This is a genomic window from Geothrix sp. (genome assembly GCF_030219325.1).
GTDB lineage: Bacteria > Acidobacteriota > Holophagae > Holophagales > Holophagaceae > Geothrix.
On record NZ_CP126625.1, the window covers coordinates 3504735 to 3523209 of the forward strand.

General features: G+C 63.0%; 12 protein-coding genes, 2 tRNA genes and 3 rRNA genes. 2 read left to right on the forward strand and 15 right to left on the reverse strand.

Going from position 1 to position 18475, the window contains the following annotated elements; translation table 11 throughout:
* Positions 1 to 249 precede the first annotated feature (249 nt).
* Both QOZ81_RS15640 and QOZ81_RS15645 read left to right on the forward strand, forming a co-directional pair.
* The gene (locus tag QOZ81_RS15640; RefSeq protein WP_291204087.1) at positions 250 to 3177 is read left to right on the forward strand and encodes a sensor histidine kinase; all 2928 of its coding nucleotides are present in this window, start codon (positions 250 to 252) and stop codon (positions 3175 to 3177) included.
* Positions 3174 to 3818, forward strand: a complete 645-nt coding sequence (locus tag QOZ81_RS15645) for a response regulator (protein ID WP_291204084.1) — start codon at positions 3174 to 3176, stop codon at positions 3816 to 3818. Before QOZ81_RS15640 ends, QOZ81_RS15645 begins: the two co-directional genes overlap by 4 nt.
* Positions 3819 to 3829: 11 nt before the next feature.
* Here the strand turns inward: QOZ81_RS15645 and QOZ81_RS15650 are convergent, their stop codons facing one another.
* The 15 genes from QOZ81_RS15650 to QOZ81_RS15720 form a co-directional block, all read right to left on the reverse strand.
* A complete protein-coding gene (locus tag QOZ81_RS15650) occupies positions 3830 to 4159 on the reverse strand; it encodes a DMT family protein (protein WP_291204082.1) in 330 nt (109 codons plus the stop codon).
* A 27-nt stretch (positions 4160 to 4186) separates the two neighbouring features.
* Positions 4187 to 5764 carry a ribonuclease Y gene (gene rny, locus QOZ81_RS15655; protein WP_441316733.1) on the reverse strand — a complete coding sequence of 526 codons (1578 nt, stop codon included), beginning with the start codon at positions 5762 to 5764 and terminating at the stop codon, positions 4187 to 4189.
* Positions 5765 to 6047: 283 nt separating this feature from the next.
* Complete coding sequence (locus QOZ81_RS15660; RefSeq protein ID WP_291204076.1) at positions 6048 to 6407, reverse strand: cell division protein ZapA; 360 nt, start codon at positions 6405 to 6407, stop codon at positions 6048 to 6050.
* Positions 6404 to 6640 (reverse strand): cell division protein ZapB, encoded by a 237-nt coding sequence (gene zapB, locus QOZ81_RS15665; protein ID WP_291204073.1) that lies wholly within the window; start codon positions 6638 to 6640, stop codon positions 6404 to 6406. The genes QOZ81_RS15660 and zapB overlap by 4 nt, the downstream gene beginning before the upstream one ends.
* A 21-nt stretch (positions 6641 to 6661) precedes the next feature.
* Positions 6662 to 8584 (reverse strand): phenylalanine--tRNA ligase subunit beta, encoded by a 1923-nt coding sequence (locus QOZ81_RS15670; RefSeq protein WP_300715038.1) that lies wholly within the window; start codon positions 8582 to 8584, stop codon positions 6662 to 6664.
* Complete coding sequence (pheS, locus tag QOZ81_RS15675; RefSeq protein ID WP_291204067.1) at positions 8584 to 9654, reverse strand: phenylalanine--tRNA ligase subunit alpha; 1071 nt, start codon at positions 9652 to 9654, stop codon at positions 8584 to 8586. Before pheS ends, QOZ81_RS15670 begins: the two co-directional genes overlap by 1 nt.
* An 80-nt stretch (positions 9655 to 9734) precedes the next feature.
* Complete coding sequence (gene rplT / locus QOZ81_RS15680) at positions 9735 to 10082, reverse strand: 50S ribosomal protein L20 (RefSeq protein WP_286354390.1); 348 nt, start codon at positions 10080 to 10082, stop codon at positions 9735 to 9737.
* A 191-nt stretch (positions 10083 to 10273) separates the two neighbouring features.
* Entirely contained in the window at positions 10274 to 10477 is a 204-nt protein-coding gene (gene rpmI / locus QOZ81_RS15685) for a 50S ribosomal protein L35 (RefSeq protein WP_291204060.1), read from the reverse strand.
* 7 nt (positions 10478 to 10484) lie between these two features.
* Complete coding sequence (gene infC, locus QOZ81_RS15690; protein ID WP_341849998.1) at positions 10485 to 11072, reverse strand: translation initiation factor IF-3; 588 nt, start codon at positions 11070 to 11072, stop codon at positions 10485 to 10487.
* 74 nt (positions 11073 to 11146) lie between these two features.
* Complete coding sequence (gene thrS / locus QOZ81_RS15695) at positions 11147 to 13060, reverse strand: threonine--tRNA ligase (RefSeq protein ID WP_291204058.1); 1914 nt, start codon at positions 13058 to 13060, stop codon at positions 11147 to 11149.
* A gap of 78 nt (positions 13061 to 13138) precedes the next feature.
* Positions 13139 to 13254: ribosomal RNA gene (rrf, locus tag QOZ81_RS15700) — 5S ribosomal RNA — on the reverse strand.
* Positions 13255 to 13333: 79 nt separating this feature from the next.
* Positions 13334 to 16270: ribosomal RNA gene (locus QOZ81_RS15705) — 23S ribosomal RNA — on the reverse strand.
* A 216-nt stretch (positions 16271 to 16486) separates the two neighbouring features.
* A tRNA-Ile gene (locus QOZ81_RS15710) sits at positions 16487 to 16564 on the reverse strand.
* A gap of 23 nt (positions 16565 to 16587) precedes the next feature.
* Positions 16588 to 16663, reverse strand: a tRNA-Ala gene (locus QOZ81_RS15715).
* Positions 16664 to 16780: 117 nt separating this feature from the next.
* Positions 16781 to 18320: ribosomal RNA gene (locus QOZ81_RS15720) — 16S ribosomal RNA — on the reverse strand.
* Together the 16S, 23S and 5S rRNA genes with 2 tRNA genes alongside form the textbook arrangement of a ribosomal RNA operon.
* Positions 18321 to 18475 lie beyond the last annotated feature (155 nt).

Here is an 18475-nt window from a genome sequence, read left to right on the forward strand (position 1 = left end):
AATATCCCCGCCCACCCGGAAGGGCAAAGAAGCCCTGAAAAAAAACCTGGACCGTCTGGGATCGGGTCCAAGGTGGTGCATCCAATGACTATCCCCCCTGGGGTCGCCTGTGCCCATATCCCGATTGGATCCTTGTTCTTAGACCATTCGATCTAGTGGCTAACCGTTGATCCATCCCTGCTGATGGCCTAACCTTCAGCTTCGATGCGGACTCGAGTGGCAGGAAACCGATCTTCCCTGGGGGAGGCCTTGCGATGCCTTGTCATCGCGCTGCCATGGGTATGGTCTTCCGTCACGGCCTTCGCCCTCGATCCGTCCAGGCCGCTCGCGGCCCATGCCCACCACATCTGGCGCAGCGAAGATGGCCTGCTCCAGGACACGGTCTCGGCGCTGCTCGAGTCCAGGGATGGCTTCCTCTGGATCGGTACCGAGGCGGGTCTGGTCCGATTCGATGGCGCCACCTTCGACCACTATTCCCGTCTCAGCCTCCCCCGGTTCGAACACAACGACATCCAGTGCCTGGCCGAAGGTACCGACGGGGCCATCTGGATCGGCACCTCCGAGCAGGGCCTTTATCGCTTCCACCAGGGGGAGATCCGCGCCTTCGGCTCGGCGGAGGGGCTGCCCGATCAGCCCATCCGCCGCCTGCTCCGCGACCGCAGCGGGACGCTGTGGGCAGCCCCCATGGAGGGGCCCCTGCTCCGTTTCGACGGGGCCCGGTTCCAGACCGTGCCCACGGATGCGGCCCGGTTGCGCATCCGCGTCCTCACCATGGACGCGGAGGGAGCGCTCTGGGTGGGAACGGCCGGGTCCGGCCTTTGGCGCCTCCGGGAGGGCCGCCTCGTGCTGGCCGCCCTGACTGCGGACGAGATCACGGCCCTCGCGGTCGAGGCTGACGGCCAGGTCCTGGCGGGCACCCGCACCCATGGCCTGCTGGCGCTCTCGGAGGGACGCCTGGAGGTCCCCGCCTGGGCGAAGCGGCTCCCGCCCAAACCCGTTTGTTCCCTGATGCGGGACCGGCAGGGGAGCCTCTGGATCGGTCTGGAGCAGGGCGGGCTCTTCCGTCGGAACCCGGAGGGCCGACTGGAGCCCTCCCCCAGTCCCCTCGGCGCCCGGTGGACGCCGCTGTCTCTGCTGGAGGACAGCTCTGGCGCTTTCTGGGCCGGAAGCGAGGACCGGGGGCTGCGGGTGATCTACCCGGTTCCCTTCCAGCCCCTGCCCGTGGTGGGTGTCGAGCCGGAGGAACCCGCCTGGATGGTCTGCCAGGACGCCCAGGGAATCATCTGGTGCCTCACGGGGGATCAGACCCTGGGGCGCGTTCAACAGGGCCGCGTCGAACCGGTCCGCCCTGGCGTCCCCCTGGGCGGTCCCATCAGCTGCCTCTGGCCCCGCCGCAGCGGCGGGTTGTGGATCGGCACCCGCACCGGCGAGCTATGGGCCATGGAGCAAGGGCAGTTCCACCGCGTACGGTGGGCCGAGGATCCCCACCCCGATGCCATCGTGTCGCTCTTCGAGGACGGCCAGAGACACTTGTGGGTGGCCACCTCGCGCCAGGGTCTGATCCAGTGCACGCCTGGGACCCCGCCGGTCCGATTCCCCGCCATCCAGGGGGTGGTGGCCATGGCCGGTGGCGGCCCTGGCCCCCTGTACCTGGCGAGTCGCACTCAGGGTCTGGGCCTGCTCGAATCCAGCCAGGTCCGCTGGCTGGGCCGGTCCGAAGGCCTGGGCTCCAACGGCGTGAATGCCCTGCACCTGGACAGCGAGGGTTCTCTGTGGGTCGGCACCATGGACGGCCTGCGCCGCTACGTGGACGGCGCGTTCCAGACCTTCGGCGGACGCCCTGGCCCCCTGCTCCTGGCCATCCACGCCATTCTGGAGGACTCCGCCCACCGAATGTGGCTCAGCACCGGCCAGGGCGTGCTTCAGGTCCCCCGCAGCGCGCTCATCCGGAGCCTCAGGGTCGCCGAACCCGTTCCCGGGATCCTCTTCGACCACCACGACGGCATGCCCTCCCGCGAGACCAACGGCGGTCCCCAGCCCGTAGCCTGGCTCACGCGGGAGGGGGAGCTCTACTTCCCCACCAGCCGGGGGCTGACCCGCCTGGATGGACGCGCTGCAGTACCTCCGGGCACGCCCTTGCGCCTCCACATCCTCAAGGCGGAAGGCGACGAGATCATCCTCCCCGAGACACGGCCGATCCAGGTCCCCCCCGGCACCCATCGATTCGAGGTGTATTACACGGCCACCTCGCTGACGCGCTCCGACAAGCTCCGGTTCCGCTACCGGCTCGAGGGCCTGGAGCATGCCTGGAACGAGGTGGGAGACCGGCGGTTCTCCGCCTACTCCAATGTGCCCCCCGGGTCCTACCGATTCGTGCTCCAGGCCTGGCGCCTCGGTGATGAGGCCCCACCGAAGCAGGTGACGGTCGATGTCCACGTCCAGCCCTTCTTCTACCAGCGCCCGGTCTTCTGGGGCCTGGGCGCCATCCTGGGCCTGGCGTTCGGCTGGTGGCTGCTCCGCCTGCGGCTCCAGCAGGCGGAGGCGCGCTCCGCGGTGCTCGGCGAGCGCAACCGCATGGCCCGGGAGATCCACGACCACCTGGCCCAGGGTTTCACGGGCGTCCTGCTCCAACTGGAGGCGGCCGAGGCCAGGCTCACCCGCATGCAGGGTGATCCAGCGCCGGTCCTGACCCGACTGGACCATGCCCGCAATCTCGCGGTGGCGAGCCTCCAGGAGGCGCGCCGGTCCGTCATGGTGCTCCGCCCGAGGAAGCCCGAGGGAACCGACCTCCTGGGCGCCCTCCGCCTGCTCACGGACCGGCTGCTGGCGGGAACGGACATCCAGGTCGAGCTGGCCGTGATGGGGAAGCCGAGGGCCCTGAGGGAAAACCTGGAGGAGGAACTCCTGCGCATGGCCCAGGAACTGATGACGAACGCCCTCCGCCATGGCAAGGCTCGCTGGGTGCGGGTGGTGCTCGAGTTCGAACCCAGGCGGGTGCGCATCAACGTCGAGGATGACGGGAAGGGCTTCGACCCCACGGCCGCCGTCGCCGGCTATGGCATGCGCAGCATCCGTGAAAGCATCAGCAAACTCCAAGGGCACCTGGACATCGACAGCAGCCAGGGCCTCGGATCCCGCATCACCATCACCCTACCCACCCGGAGGTGGCGTCCATGACCACAACCCCGTCAGACCGGATCCGCCTGCTCATCGTCGACGATCACCCCATCGTTCGCGACGGCCTGGTGTCCATTCTCCACGAAGGCGAGCCCGACCTCGAGGTGGTGGGAGAGGCTGGCGACGGCAGGGAGGCCGTGGAAATCTGGCGGACCCTCCGTCCCTCCGTGACGATCATGGACCTCCAGCTTCCGGGCCAGACGGGCGTGGAGGCCATCAAGGCCATCCGCCGCGAAGACCCGGAGGCCAAGATCCTCGTCCTCACCACCTTCGACGGTGACGCGGACATCCAGCGGGCACTGGAGGCAGGTGCCCGCGGCTACCTCCTCAAGAGCGTGCGGCGGGCCATCCTCATTGAGGCCGTGCGCGCCGTCGACGCGGGCCACCGCTACCTTCCCCCGGCCACCGCCGCCCGCCTGGTGGAGGCCATGGAGTCCGAGCGCCTCACCCCGCGTGAACTCGACGTGCTCAAGCTGCTGGCCGAAGGCCAACGCAACCGGGAGATCGCGGATGTCCTGGGACTGGCCGAGCCCACCGTGAAGATCCACGTGAACAACCTGCTGCGGAAGCTTCAGGCCAAGGATCGCACCGAGGCCGCGGTGATCGCCCTCAAGCGGGGGCTGATCCACCTCGGGCAGTAGCCGGGCTGGACCTAGCGTTTGAACGTGAAGAACACCGCCCCCACCAGGCAGAGCCCTGCCCAGAGGTGGTTCAGGTGCAACCGCTCCCGCATCCAGGCCACCGTGAACACCGCGAAGACCAGGAGCGTGACGACCTCCTGGATGACCTTCAGCTGGGGCAGGCTGAAGCGCCCGTACCCGAGGCGGTTGGCGGGCACCATGAGGGTGTATTCGAAGAACGCGATGCCCCAGCTCACCAGGATGGCGACCCACAGGGAACTGTCCCGGTGATGCTTCAGGTGGCCGTACCAGGCGAAGGTCATGAAAATGTTGCTGAGCACCAGCAGGACAACCGTGCGCATGGTCTCGCCCTCCCTGGGGGGTGACGCCTAGCGGGCGATCTCCACGGCGCGCAGTTCGCGCATGACCGTGACCTTGATCTGACCGGGGTACTGCATCTCGGACTCGATGCGGCGCGAGACGTCCTTGGCGATCCAGTAGGCCTGGTCGTCGTTGACGGAGCCGGCGTCCACCAGGATGCGGATCTCGCGACCGGCCTGCATGGCGAAGCTCTTCTGCACGCCCTTGTAGCTGTTGGCGATGCCCTCGAGCTGCTCGAGACGCTTGACGTAGGTCTCCAGCATCTCGCGGCGGGCGCCGGGTCGGGCTGCGCTGAGGGCGTCGGCGGCGGTGATGAGCATGGCCTCCACCGTGCGGGGCTCGAAGTCCCCGTGGTGGCAGCTCATGGCGTGGATGACCTCTTCCTTCTCTCCGTAGCGCTGCATGAGCTGCATGCCGATCTCGATGTGGGTGCCTTCGACTTCCCGGTCGATGGCCTTGCCGATGTCGTGGAAGAGCCCCGCGCGGCGCGCCAACCTCGCGTCCGAGCCCATCTCACCGGCCATGTACTCGGCGATCCGGGCCACCTCCTTGGTGTGCTCCAGCACGTTCTGGCCGTACGAGGTGCGGTAGTTCAGCCGACCCACGAGCTTGTGAAGTTTCGGATGGACGTCCGGAAAGCCCAGCTCGATGCAGGCGGCCTCGCCGATCTCCTTGAGGTGCTGGTCCATGTCCACCTTGACCTTCTCCACCACCTCCTCGATGCGGGCGGGGTGGATGCGGCCATCGGCCAGGAGCTTGAGGATGGCCTGGCGGGCCACTTCGCGGCGGATGGGATCGAAGCTGGAGACGACGATGCTCTCCGGCGTGTCATCCACGATGAGGTCACAGCCCGTGGCCTTTTCCAGGGCCCTGATATTGCGGCCTTCCCGGCCGATGATGCGGCCCTTGAGGTCGTCGCTGGGCAGCTGGACGGAACTCACGGCCTGCTCGGCCACCACGTCGGAAGCCACCCGCTGGATGGCGGCGCCGATGGTCCAGCGGGCCTTCTTGGCGGCGTCTTCCACGGCCTCGTCCTCGATGCGCCGCACCATCTTGGCCGCGTCCATCTTGGCGGAGTACTCCAGCTGCGAGATCAGTTCCTTCTTGGCGTCGTCCCGGGTGAGGCCGGCGATCTCCTCGAGCCGCCGGGCCTGCTCCTCGACCAGCTGCTTGGCCTCCGCCTGCTTCGCCTCCAGCTTCTCAATCTCGGCCTTGCGCTTTTCCGACAGGACTTCGAGGTCCTTGGCCTTCTGATCCACCTGCTGGACCTTCTTGTCGAGGCCCTCCTCCTTGGACTGGAGGCCCTGCTCCTTCGCCTGGATCCGCTGCTCCTGCTTCTCCAGGTTGTTCTGGCGCTCGGTGAGGAGCTTCTCGGCTTCCTGGCGGGCCTGGAGGGCCTGTTCCTTGGCCTTGAGCTCGGATTCCTTCCGGACCGACTCGGCGTCCTTCGCCCCGCGCTCCATCAGCCGCTGGGCTTCGCGCTTGGCTTCCTCAAGCAGCCTCTCCCGTTCGGCCTTGATGTCCGATTCCGCGTTCGCCTTCGCCTGGGAGGCATCGGCCGTGGCCTTCTGGGCCCGCAGGGCCATGAGCAGGCCCACGCCCGCAGCCGCGAAGAACAGCAAGAGGAAGATCCAACTGATCAGATTCATGGGGCGACTCCAAGGAAGAGGATCCAAAGAGCCACCAGCACCCGATATGAAAATCCCCGCTCAGTCGTGGAGGCGTGCCGAGTTCCCTAGTGTATAGGGGGGAGACCAGGATCCCTGGCTAAGGCGCGCCGTCGCGCGGAACGCACAGGACAGGGGGAAGGGCTCCCTAGTCGACTTACGGAACAAGCGCTTGGCCATAATCACGGGCCTCGCAGGGAGATCAGTCTCCGTCCTCGTCAAGGAGTGGCACGGGGGCGGAAGGTTCGTCCGGAACATCGCTCAGAAGCTTGGAAAGGGTCTGTTCCAGGTTGTGGGTGTGCTGGTTGGCTTCCCGTTCCAGACGCGCCACACGGTGCGCCAGGTTCAGGGCGCCCAGGAGGTACCAGGACGGAGTGTCGAGGCCCTTCGGGACGCTCCCCCATCTTAGCTGGCATTGGGAGTCCATGTCCTGAAAGGTGTCCTCCAGAATCTGCAGGGCCGCCACCAGGGTTTCCGGCTGATCCGTCTGGATCTGCAGGGAGCGGCCCTGGACCGTCACCGTGACCGGTCGGGTGCCCGGCAGCGGGACCTGGGCCTTCATCCCAGGGCCTCCAGGGCCCGGAGGATGGCCCCCACCTGGTCCTTCACGGCCTCGCGGTCCTTCTCCAGGACCGCCTTTTCGGCCAGGGCCTCCTCCAGGCTGGCCCGGAGGGACTGGAGCTCTTGGTCACCGGCAGCCCCGGCGGCCTTCAGCGCATCCAGTTCCTCTTTCAGCTGGTTCCGTTGCTGGACCAGGGCCTGCATCTTCGATTCGAGCTGTTTCAACAGGTCCATGGACGCCTCGTGAAGCCCATCTTACGCCCGGAGCCTGGCCCCGAGCGACTCCGCCGCGGCCAGGGCCGCCGCCACCCAGCCGTCCACCTCTTCGCCCACGAGGGTCCGGTCCGCCTGGAAGCGCATGCGCATGAGCCAGGCCTGGCGGCCCTCCGGCAGGCTCTTGTGGCGGAAGACGTCCACGCAGCGCAGGTCCTGGAGGGTGTCCTTGGGAAGCACGGCCCTCATCGCCACGGTCAGGGCCTCATGGGACTGGCCCAGGTCGACCAGGAGCGACAGGTCGCGCTCCACCAAGGGGAAGCGGCTGAAGGGACGGAAGGCCGGGATGATCCGCGCGCCTTCCCGGGGCAGGCTCTCCACCGGCACTTCAAACCCGAAGAGCCCCTCGCCGAGCGCCCGCAGCGGCGGCAGACCTTCCCATCCCAGGTCTCTCGCGATCCCGCTGAGATCGGCTTCGCGGACCGCCCGGGCAGGGCTCAGGTGGTCCTCCCCACCCAGGGTGCCGCCCCAGGCCACGCCCAGCATGAACTGCTCGACGGGGCCGGCGGGACCGCTGCCGTAGACCGGAGCCAGCTCGAACAGCCGCACCTCGCGGGCACCCTGCCGGAGATTCTGATTGGCGGTGGCCTGCAGGCTGGGAAGCAGCGAGCCGCGCATGACCGAGTACTCCTGGCCAAGGGAATTGACCAGGGTGCGGCCCTCCGCCCCGTTCCCGGGGGCGGCGAAGGCAGCGTCCACCTCAGGGCTGATGAAGCCGTAGGTCACGGTCTGGTGGAAACCCAGCTGGGCCAACCGGCGGGCTAGGCGCTGCCGCTGGAGGTAGGCCGGCGCGAGGGGCTCCGGCGGGCCCTCCAGGGAGGGGAGTGCCGAGGGGATGTGCTCGTAGCCCCGGAGACGCAGCACTTCTTCTGCGAGATCCTCGGGGATCGCGAGGTCGTGTCGCCACGAAGGCGGCGTGATCTGGAGGGTGCCGCCGTCGAGGTCAGCCGCACAGCCCAGCCACCTGAGTGCTTCGGCCGCATCAGCCAAGGACAGGGGCTCCCCGGCAATGCGGGCGAGCAGCGTTCCCGTCAAGGGCACGGGTGCGGCACCAGCAGGAGCCGTGCCGGCGGTCCAGGCTCCCACCAGGGTTGCCTGGCACCAGGCCTGGAGGCGACCCACGAGCAGATTGCGCGCCACCACGGCCATGTGGGGATCGGCCCCCCGTCCGAATCGATGCGAGGCGTCGGTGTGGAGGCTGTGGCGCCGCGCCGCAGCCTTCACGGGTTTCGGATCGAACCAGGCGCTCTCCAGCAGCACGCGCGTCGTGGCTTCAGTGACCTTGGTGCCGTCCCCGCCCATGACGCCCGCCAGTGCGATGGGACCCGCCTCGTCGGCGATGACGAGGTCCTGCTCCACCAGCTTCCGCTCGACCCCATCCAGGGTCACCAGCGTTTCCCCGGCCTTGGCCCAGCGCACCGAGACGGCTCCCCGGATGCGGTCGGCATCGAAGGCGTGGGTGGGATGGCCATGGCGGTGCAGCAGCTCGTTGGAGGCATCCACGGCCGGAAGCCGCTTGGGCGTGGCCTCGAGCGCCAGGAGGAAGGACTGGATGTCGGCTGGCGTCGTGCCCGGCCCCAGCTCGAGCACGGCCGTGCTGTAGATGGGGCAGGCCGGGCTCTCGAGGCGCACCTCGACCACCGGCTTTCCCTCAGCAAGCGTGGGCATGGCGATCGGCGTCAGCGACTGCCGAAGCCGTGCCGCGACTTCGCGCGCCATGCCGCGATGCGACATGGCATCGCCCCGGTTCGCGGTGATGTCCACATCCAGCACGTCGCCACCCTCCCGGGAGGCGATGCCATCCACGGGAAAACCAAGGGAGGCCAGCAGCTCGGAAAGCTGGCGGGTCTCCAGGGCAGCGGCAGCAGGGATCTCCTGGGCCAGGGCCTTCCGCTCGATCCACATCAGTCCAGCCCTCCCATGGCCCTGAGGAAGCGCTGATCGTTCTCGAAGAACAGGCGCAGGTCGGGCGTCTGACTCAGCATCATCGCCATGCGCTCGACGCCCATGCCGAAGGCCCAGCCGGACCATTCAGTCGGATCGATGCCGGCGTACTTCAAGACATTGGGATGGATCAGGCCCGCGCCCAGGATCTCGACCCAGCCCGACCCCTTGCACACGCGGCAGCCCTGGGCGCCGCAGAGCGGGCAGCTCACGTCCACCTCGCAGCCCGGCTCCACGAAGGGGAAGTAGGAGGGCCGCAGGCGGATCTCGGTGTGGGGCCCGAAGAGCGCGCGGAGCGCGTACTCCAGGGTGCCCTTCAGGTGCTGCATGCCGATGCCGTGGCCCACGAGCATGCCCTCCACCTGGTGGAACATGGGGCTGTGGGTGGGATCGATCTCGTCCTTGCGGTACACGCGGCCCGGCGCGAGGAAGCGGATGCCGCCACGCGCGGCCAGTTCGGGCGCCACGCGCAGGAGCGTGCGCACCTGCACGGGGCTCGTGTGCGTACGGAGCAGGAGTTCCGGATGGGCCGCCAGGTAGAAGGTATCCGAGCTGGCCTTGGCCGGATGGTCCTCGGGGATGTTCAGGCCATCGAAGTTGTGGGCCTCGGTCTCCACCTCGGGCCCTTCCTCCACGTGGAAACCCAGGGGACGGAACACATCCACCAGTCGATCCATGAGGCGGTTCAGCGGATGCAGCGCGCCCCGGGCCGGCACGGGCGGCGGCAGGGTGGGATCCCAGCGGTCGGCCAGGGAAGCCAGCTGCTTCTTAGCGGCCTCAAGCTCGAGCTGGCGGGCCTTCAGGCCCTCCTCCCACTGCTGCTTCAATGCATTGATGGCGGCGCCGAGCTCGCGCTTCTGCTCCTTGGGTGCGCCTTTGAGCAGATCCATGAGTACCGCCGCGTGGCTGCCTTCGCGGCCGACGTAGACCCCCTTGAGGCGCAGGAGGGAATCCAGGTCGACGCAGGCGGACAGCGCCTGCGGGAAGACGCGTCCGGCCTCGACGATCTCGACGGGAAGCAGCTGATCCATGGAACCCTCGGGGCAGGTGTCTCAAAACAGGGAAAGGCCGCTCGCGCGGCCTTTCGGGTGTCTGCGATGGTGCGTCGCGTTCAGCCCTTGGCCACGGCCACGAGCTTGGTAAACGCTTCGGGATTGCGTACGGCGAGATCCGCGAGGATCTTGCGGTCGAGGTCCACGGAAGCCTTCTTCAGGCCGCCCATGAACTTGGAATAGCTGGTGCCGTTCTGGCCGCAGGCGGCGCTGATGCGCACCACCCAGAGGCGGCGGAAGTCGCGCTTCTTGACCTTGCGGTCGCGGTAGGCGTAGCCGAGGGCCTTCTCGACGGCTTCCTTGGCGGAACGGTACAGGCGGGACTTGGCACCGTAGAAGCCCTTGGCGAACTTCATCATGCGCTTGCGGCGCTGCGCGCGCTTGAAACCACGTTTGACGCGAGTCATGTTGCTTCCTTTCCTCGAGGCAGCTCAGAAAGAGCGTTTGAAGGCCTCATCGGGGGTGACCTCAGCCACCGGGTTGAACCTTCGATTCTAGGATCGAAGGCTGTTTAGAACAAGCGCCGAACAGGCTTTGCCTGCGAGGTGCGCGGGATCCGGGGTGTACGCGTATGCGCGGAACCCCGGAGAGAATTGACTCAGGCGTAAGGCAGCATCGCGGCGACGGCCTTCTGGTCGGCCTTCGAAACCATCCGGCCCATGTCCAGCTGGCGCTTCCGCTTGGCGGTCTTCTTCGTCAGGATGTGCCGCTGGTGCGAGCAGCCGCGCTTGAACTTGCCGCCGGCGGTCTTCTTGAAGCGCTTCTGGGCGCCCTTGTGGGTCTTGATCTTGTATCCGCTCATGGGTTCCTCACTGGATCGGGGCTTCGGTTGCTGGTGTTTCGGCCTTGGCTGGCTTGGGCTTCTTGGGTGCTTTCGGGACTTCGATGATCTTGGGAGCGAGAATCGCGTGCATGTCGCGACCATCAATGCCGGCACCCTTTTCCACGATGGCCTTGTCGCCGACGCGCTGGATGACTTCCTCGATGATCCGGTAGCCGATGTCTCGGTGGACGACTTCACGTCCGCGGAACATGACCACCACTTTGACTTTGTCTTCCTCCTCCAGGAACCGCAGGATGTGTTTCACTTTGAAATCGAAGTCGTGGTCATCGGTCTTGGGTCGGAACTTCACTTCCTTGACGACGATGTTTTTCTGTTTCGCACGGGCGGCGTGTTCCCGCTTGGCTTCCATGAATTTGTACTTGCCGTAGTCCATGATTCGGCAGACTGGCGGCTGTGCGTTTCCGGCGACTTCCACCAGATCGAGACCACGCTCTTCTGCGATCCGGATGGCCTGGTGAGGAGGCATCACGCCAAGCTGTTCGCCATCTTCGGAGATGACGCGGACCTCTTGGGCCCGGATGCCGTCGTTGATGCGGGTCTCGTTCGGACGAATGGTTCCTCCCCTAGTTGCACAAGGACAAAAAGTCTAACACTTGACTTGACCTTCGCCAAGCACGGAAAACCAAATCAGCGTTGGCGATCCTTGACCTCGGCCGCCAGGGCCTGGAGGAATCCCTCCAGGGGCTGGACGCCCAGGTCACCCCGGTGCCGATGGCGCACGGAGACTGTGCCCGCCTCGGCTTCGCGGTCCCCAATGACCAGCATGTAGGGCACCTTGGCCAGCTGAGCTTCACGGATCTTGGCCTTCAGGCTCTCATTGCGGGCATCCAACTCGGCCCGCAGGCCCAGCGCCTTGGCGCGGGCGGCCGCTTCGGTGGAGAAGGCGTTGGCCCGGTCGGTGATGGGCAGGATGGCGACCTGCACCGGGGCCAGCCAGGCCGGGAAGGCTCCCGCGGTGTGCTCCACCAGGATGCCCATGAAGCGCTCGAGGCTGCCCAGGATGGCCCGGTGCAGCATGATGGGCCGTCCCTCGCCACCGTCGGGGCGGGTGTAGTTCAGGTCGAAACGCTCCGGCAGCATGTAGTCCACCTGGAGGGTGCCCAGCTGCCAGGGGCGCTTGAGGGCATCCAGGATCTGGAACTCGATCTTGGGGCCATAGAAGGCACCCTCGCCCGGATTCAGGGTGAAGGGCATGCCGGCCTCGTTCAGGGCTTCGCTCAGGGCGTTTTCCGCCGCATCCCAGATCTCGTCCGAGCCGAGCCGCTTTTCAGGTCGGGTGCTCAGGGCCACGCGCATGCCGTCGAAGCCAAAGGTATCGTAGACCTCCTTCAACAGCGCGAGGAAGTCGGCCATCTCGGTCTTGATCTGCTCCGGCGTGCAGTAGATGTGGGCGTCGTCCTGGCAGAAGGTCCGCACGCGCGTCAGGCCATGGGTGACGCCGCTCCGCTCGTAGCGATGCAGGCGGCCGAAATCGGCGTAGCGGATGGGCAGGTCACGGTAGCTGTGCTTCTGGGCACCGAACATGATGCAGTGCCCGGGGCAGTTCATGGGCTTCACCGCGTACTCCCGCTCTTCGGCGGTGGTGAAGTACATGTTCTCGGCGTAGTTGTCGTAGTGGCCGCTGGTCTTCCAGAGGGCCACGTCCAGGATCTGGGGGGTGATCACTTCGCTATAGCCGTACTTGAAGTAGAGCTCGCGGATGTAGGTCACCAGCTCGTTGTAGACCTGGGTACCCTTGGGATGGAAGAAGGGAGAGGCCGGCGCTTCCGGATGGAAGGAGTAGAGGCCCAGCTCCTTGCCCAGCTTGCGGTGATCCCGGGCCTTGGCCTCCTCCAGGCGCTTCAGGTGCTCATCCAGTTCCTTCTGGCTGTGGAAGGCGGTGCCGTAGATGCGGCTGAGCATCTGGTTCTTCTCGTCGCCCTTCCAGTAGGCGCCGGCGATGCTGAGCAGCTTGAAGGCCTTCAACTTCGCGGTGCTGGGGACGTGGGGGCCGCGGCAGAGGTCGTAGAAATCCCCCTGGCGGTACCCGCTGATGATGTCGCCGGAGGGGATGCTGGAGACCACCTCGACCTTGAGGGGCTCGCCCATCTCGGTGAAGCGCGCCACGGCGGCATCCCGGCTCAGGTCTTCCCGGACCACCTCGACGCCCTCGGCCACGATCTTGGCCATCTCGGCCTCGATGGCCGGCAGGTCCTCGGGCGTAAAGGGCTTCTCCACCCAGAAGTCGTAGTAGAAACCATCCTCGATGACCGGGCCGATGCCGACCTTGGCGCCCGGGTACAGCCGCTTGACCGCGTGGGCCAGGAGGTGGGCCGTGGAGTGGCGGATGAGCTCCAAGCTTTCCGGGGCCTTGTTGGTGACGATCTCAACCTTGACCCCATCCACGAGGGGAGCCTTCAGGTCGGCCAGGTGGCCATCCACCTTGATGGCCAGCGCCGCCTCGAGGAGCCTGGCACCGATCCCACCGGCCAGATCGGCCCCAGTGGCACCCTCGGGCAGCTGCCGAAGGGAGTCGTCTGGAAGGCGGACCTCGATGGACATGGGTTCCTCAGAACAAGAAATGAATTTTATCAGTAAATGACTCCGGGCCATCAAATGTGATGGCCCGGAGGGGTTTTAACGTCGCAGCGACCTACTTTTCCACGCATGTGATGCGCAGTATCATCGGCCCTCCAGGTCTTAACGGCCGTGTTCGGGATGGGAACGGGTGTGACCCCTGGGGAAAAGCCACGACGAAGGGTTAGAAGGCGAGAAGGGTTTAAGGCGAAGCTCTGTAGAGCGTTCGTGGGTATGTCGAATGTTATTGATTGATGAAAGGTCAAGTCAGTGGACCGATTAGTATCGCTCAGCTTAAGCCGTTACCGGCCTTACACATGCGACCTATCAACGTGGTGGTCTTCCACGGGTCTCATAGGGAGATCTCATCTTGAGGGGTGTTTCGCGCTTAGATGCTTTCAGCGCTTCTCACTTCCCGACATAGCTACCCAGCATTGCACCTGGAGGCACAACTGGAACACCAGAGGTCAGTCCATCCCGGTCCTCTCGTACTAAGGACAGGTCCTCTCAAATCTCCTGCGCCCACACTAGATAGGGACCGAACTGTCTCGCGACGTTCTGAACCCAACTCACGTACCACTATTGATCGGCGAACAGCCGAACCCTTGGGACCTGCTTCAGCCCCAGGATGTGATGAGTCGACATCGAGGTGCCAAACCTTGCCGTCGATATGAACTCTTGGGCAAGATCAGCCTGTTATCCCCGGCGTACCTTTTATCCGTTGAGCGATGGCCCTTCCATTCGGGACCACCGGATCACTATAACCTGCTTTCGCACCTGCTCGTCGTGTCTGACTCGCAGTCAAGCTCCCTTATACTATTGCGCTCTGCGGCTGATTTCCAAACAGCCTGAGGGAACCTTCGTACGCCTCCGTTACGCTTTAGGAGGCGACCGCCCCAGTCAAACTACCCGCCTGACATTGTCTTCCACCCGGATCACGGGTGCGAGTTAGAGATCAGCGTTAAACAGGGTGGTATCTCAAGGGTGACTCCACCGACCCTAACGAGCCAGTTTCATAGTCTCCCACCTATCCTGCACAGTCCAACGCCAACCTCAATGTCAAGGTGTAGTAAAGGTGCACGGGGTCTTTCCGTCTAAGTGCGGGTAACCGGCATCTTCACCGGTGCTACAAGTTCGCTGAGTCTCTGCTGGAGACAGTTTCCAGATCGTTACGCCATTCGTGCAGGTCGGAACTTACCCGACAAGGAATTTCGCTACCTTAGGACCGTTATAGTTACGGCCGCCGTTCACCGGGGCTTAAATTCGTAGCTTCGCTTGCGCTGACCACTCCTCTTGACCTTCCGGCACCGGGCAGGCGTCAGCCCCTATACCTCCTCTTTGGAGTTTGCAGAGACCTGTGTTTTTGTTAAACAGTCGCCTGGAACATTTATGTGCCACCACCTCGGGCTATGAACCCTACCGTGGTACCCCTTCTCCCGAAGTTACGGGGTTAATTTGCCGAGTTCCTTCAGCAGAGTTCTCTCAAACGCCTGAGGATTCTCTCCTCGACTACCTGTGTCGGTTTGCGGTACGGACACAAGCACCTCTCCTTAGCAGCTTTTCTCGGCAGTGTAGGATCAGGACTTTTCGTCAGAAACCTTGAGCTCATGGCGCCCGGACTTCCCTAAGCACCACCCTTGGATCCTTTCGCAGAACATTCCATAGCTCTGCGTCCCTACCTTCCTGCGTCCCTGCATCGTACAAACGAGATGCTCATGGTGCTGGAATATTAACCAGCCTTCCATCGCCTACGCCTTTCGGCCTCGGCTTAGGGTCCGACTAACCCAACGCGGATTGACCTTGCGTTGGAAACCTTAGTCTTACGGCGGACGGGGTTCTCGCCCGTCTTTACGCTACTTATGCCGACAGAGTCTCTTCCCATGTCTCCAGCTGTCCTTACGGTCAACCTTCACAGACGTAGGGAATGCTCCCCTACCACTTACGTTCGCAGCTTCGGTAACATGCTTTAGCCCCGTTGAATTGTCGGCACAGACCCGCTTGACCAGTGAGCTATTACGCTTTCTTTAAAGGATAGCTGCTTCTAAGCTAACCTCCTGGCTGTCTAAGCACATCCACATCCTTTTCCACTTAGCATGTATTTTGGGACCTTAGCTGGCGATCTGGGTTCTTTCCCTCTCGACTACGGATCTTATCACCCGCAGTCTGACTGCCGGACTTCACGGCGTGCCATTCGAAGATTGGTTGGATTCAGTAAGCTGGTAAGCCCCCTAGTCCATTCAGGTCTCTACCTGCACGACGAAACATCCGACGCTAGCCCTAAAGCTATTTCGGGGAGAACGAGCTATCACGGAATTTGATTGGCCTTTCACCCCTATCCTCAACTCATCCAAGCGGTTTTCAACCCACACTGGTTCGGACCTCCAATAGGTTTCACCCTACCTTCATCCTGGTCAAGGATAGATCATCCCGTTTCGCGTCTATTTCCAGCGACTGGTCGCCCTATTCAGACTCGGTTTCCCTACGGCACCGCCTCATCGGCTTCGCCTCGCCACTGAAAATAACTAGCCGGCTCATTATGCAAAAGGCACGCGGTTCCCCTGGTAAACCATAGGGGTTCCACTGCTTGTAGATTGACGGTTTCAGGTTCTATTTCACTCCCCTCATCGGGGTTCTTTTCGCCTTTCCCTCACGGTACTGGTTCACTATCGGTCAGATGAACATATTTAGCCTTACCGCATGGTCGCGGCAAATTCTGTCAAGGTTTCTCGTGCCCCGACATACTTGGGAACACCACTCAGAGTCCTCGTAGCTTTCGCATAAGGGGCTATCACCCTGTATCGCCGGCCTTTCCATGCCGTTCCGCTAACTAGAGGTTTTGTAACTCTGTGCCAGGGGGCAGCCCTGACCTGTAGGTCCCACGACCCCCCATACGCAACGCCTGCCGCTTACACGTATGAGGTTTGGGCTCTTCCGGTTTCGCTCGCCGCTACTACCGGAATCACTGTTGTTTTCTGTTCCTGTGGGTACTGAGATGGTTCACTTCCCCACGTTCGCTTCCCGAAGCCTATGAATTCAGCTTCGGGATGACTGAGCTTTCACCCAGACGGGTTTCCCCATTCGGACATTCCCGGATCACCGTTCGCGTGCAACTCCCCGAGACTTTTCGCAGCTTACCACGTCCTTCATCGCTGTCATCTGCCAAGGCATCCACCGTCAACCCTTTGTAACTTGGCCTTCCATCAATGAATAACATTGACTTCAGACCCACGAGAGTATTTCGATTTCGCTAAACTTGCCTCGCCTTAAGCCCACAGCGTCACTTCAACGCCATGGATCACCCTTCTCTATTCCTTCTATTTAAATGTCAAACAACTCTGCCTTTCGGCCACCGACCCTTGAATCGGTCTTGAGCTGGATTCAAACCTCGAAAGGTCTCAACTCAACTCAAATTGGTGGGCCTAGGTGGATTCGAACCACCGACCTCACGCTTATCAGGCGTGCGCTCTAACCAGACTGAGCTATAGGCCCGTGTTCCTTGCTCCATTCGGCGCTGGTGGACCCGACCGGGTTCGAACCGACGACCTCCTGGATGCAAACCAGGCGCTCTCCCAGCTGAGCTACGGGCCCAGTTACAGACGCCCAAACACGCTCGTCAAAGATTGCACGAGCGTCTTTAAAAACCGGATAGATATTGCGATCGGAAGCGTTGACCTATCGTCATCTCATTGAGACGACTCTCCTTAGAAAGGAGGTGATCCAGCCACAGGTTCTCCTACAGCTACCTTGTTACGACTTCACCCCAATCACCAAGTTCACCATTGAGACCTAGCCCCCTTGCGGGTTACCACAGCCTCTTCAAGTGCTCCCGGCTTTCGTGATGTGACGGGCGGTGTGTACAAGGCCCGGGAACGTATTCACCGTATCATTCTGATACACGATTACTAGCGATTCCACCTTCATGTAGTCGAGTTGCAGACTACAATCCGAACTGAGGACGACTTTCTCCGATTAGCTCCATCTCGCGACTTTGCAACGGTTTGTATCGCCCATTGTAGCACGTGTGTAGCCCTGGACATAAGGGCCATGAGGACTTGACATCATCCCCACCTTCCTCCCGGTTAACCCGGGCAGTCCCCGTAGAGTTCCCGCCATGACGCGCTGGCAACTACGGGTAAGGGTTGCGCTCGTTGCGGGACTTAACCCAACATCTCACGACACGAGCTGACGACAGCCATGCAGCACCTCTGCAGCAGTTCTTGCGAAAAGGCATATCTCTATACCGGTCCACTGCAGTTCAAGCCCAGGTAAGGTTCTTCGCGTTGCGTCGAATTAAACCACATGCTCCACCGCTTGTGCGGGCCCCCGTCAATTCCTTTGAGTTTCAGCCTTGCGACCGTACTCCCCAGGCGGAACACTTAACGCGTTAGCTCCGGCACGGAAGGGGTCAACTCCCTCCACACCAAGTGTTCATCGTTTACAGCGTGGACTACCAGGGTATCTAATCCTGTTTGCTACCCACACTTTCGCGCCTCAGCGTCAGTTACTGTCCAGGTGGCCGCCTTCGCCACTGGTGTTCCTCCTCATCTCTACGCATTTCACCGCTACACGAGGAATTCCACCACCCTCTCCAGTACTCTAGCCTTCCAGTCTCAGATGCAGTTCCCAAGTTAAGCTCGGGGATTACACATCTGACTTAAAAAACCGCCTACGCGCCCTTTACGCCCAATAATTCCGAATAACGCTTGCCCCCTCTGTATTACCGCGGCTGCTGGCACAGAGTTAGCCGGGGCTTCCTCTCCAGGTACCGTCAAATGAAAGCGCTATTAACGCCCCCACCTTCGTCCCTGACGACAGGGTTTTACAGTCCGAAGACCTTCATCACCCACGCGGCGTTGCTGCGTCAGACTTTCGTCCATTGCGCAAAATTCCCCACTGCTGCCTCCCGTAGGAGTCTGGACCGTGTCTCAGTTCCAGTGTGGCCGATCACCCTCTCAGGCCGGCTACTGATCGTCGCCTTGGTGGGCCATTACCCCGCCAACTAGCTAATCAGACGCAGGATCCTCTCCTTGCCCCAGGCCTTTCGGTCCCCAGGTTTCACCATGGTCATCCCAGACCACGGTCTCATGCGGTATTACCACTCCTTTCGGAGCGTTATTCCCCACAAAGAGGTAGATTCCCCACGCGTTACTCACCCGTCTGCCATGCACCTTGCGGCACATCCGACTTGCATGTGTTAGGCACGCCGCCAGCGTTCATTCTGAGCCAGGATCAAACTCTCAAGTTTCATTCTGAACTCTCATCCCAAATCCTTAGACTTGGAAAAAATGCTCTGGTCGAAAAATTGTTCTGAATTCTGATCGACATCCTTAGACGCCAACCAAAACCCTCAAAGGCTTCCTATCTTCTATCCGGTTTTCAAAGACGCTCGCCATGCTCTCC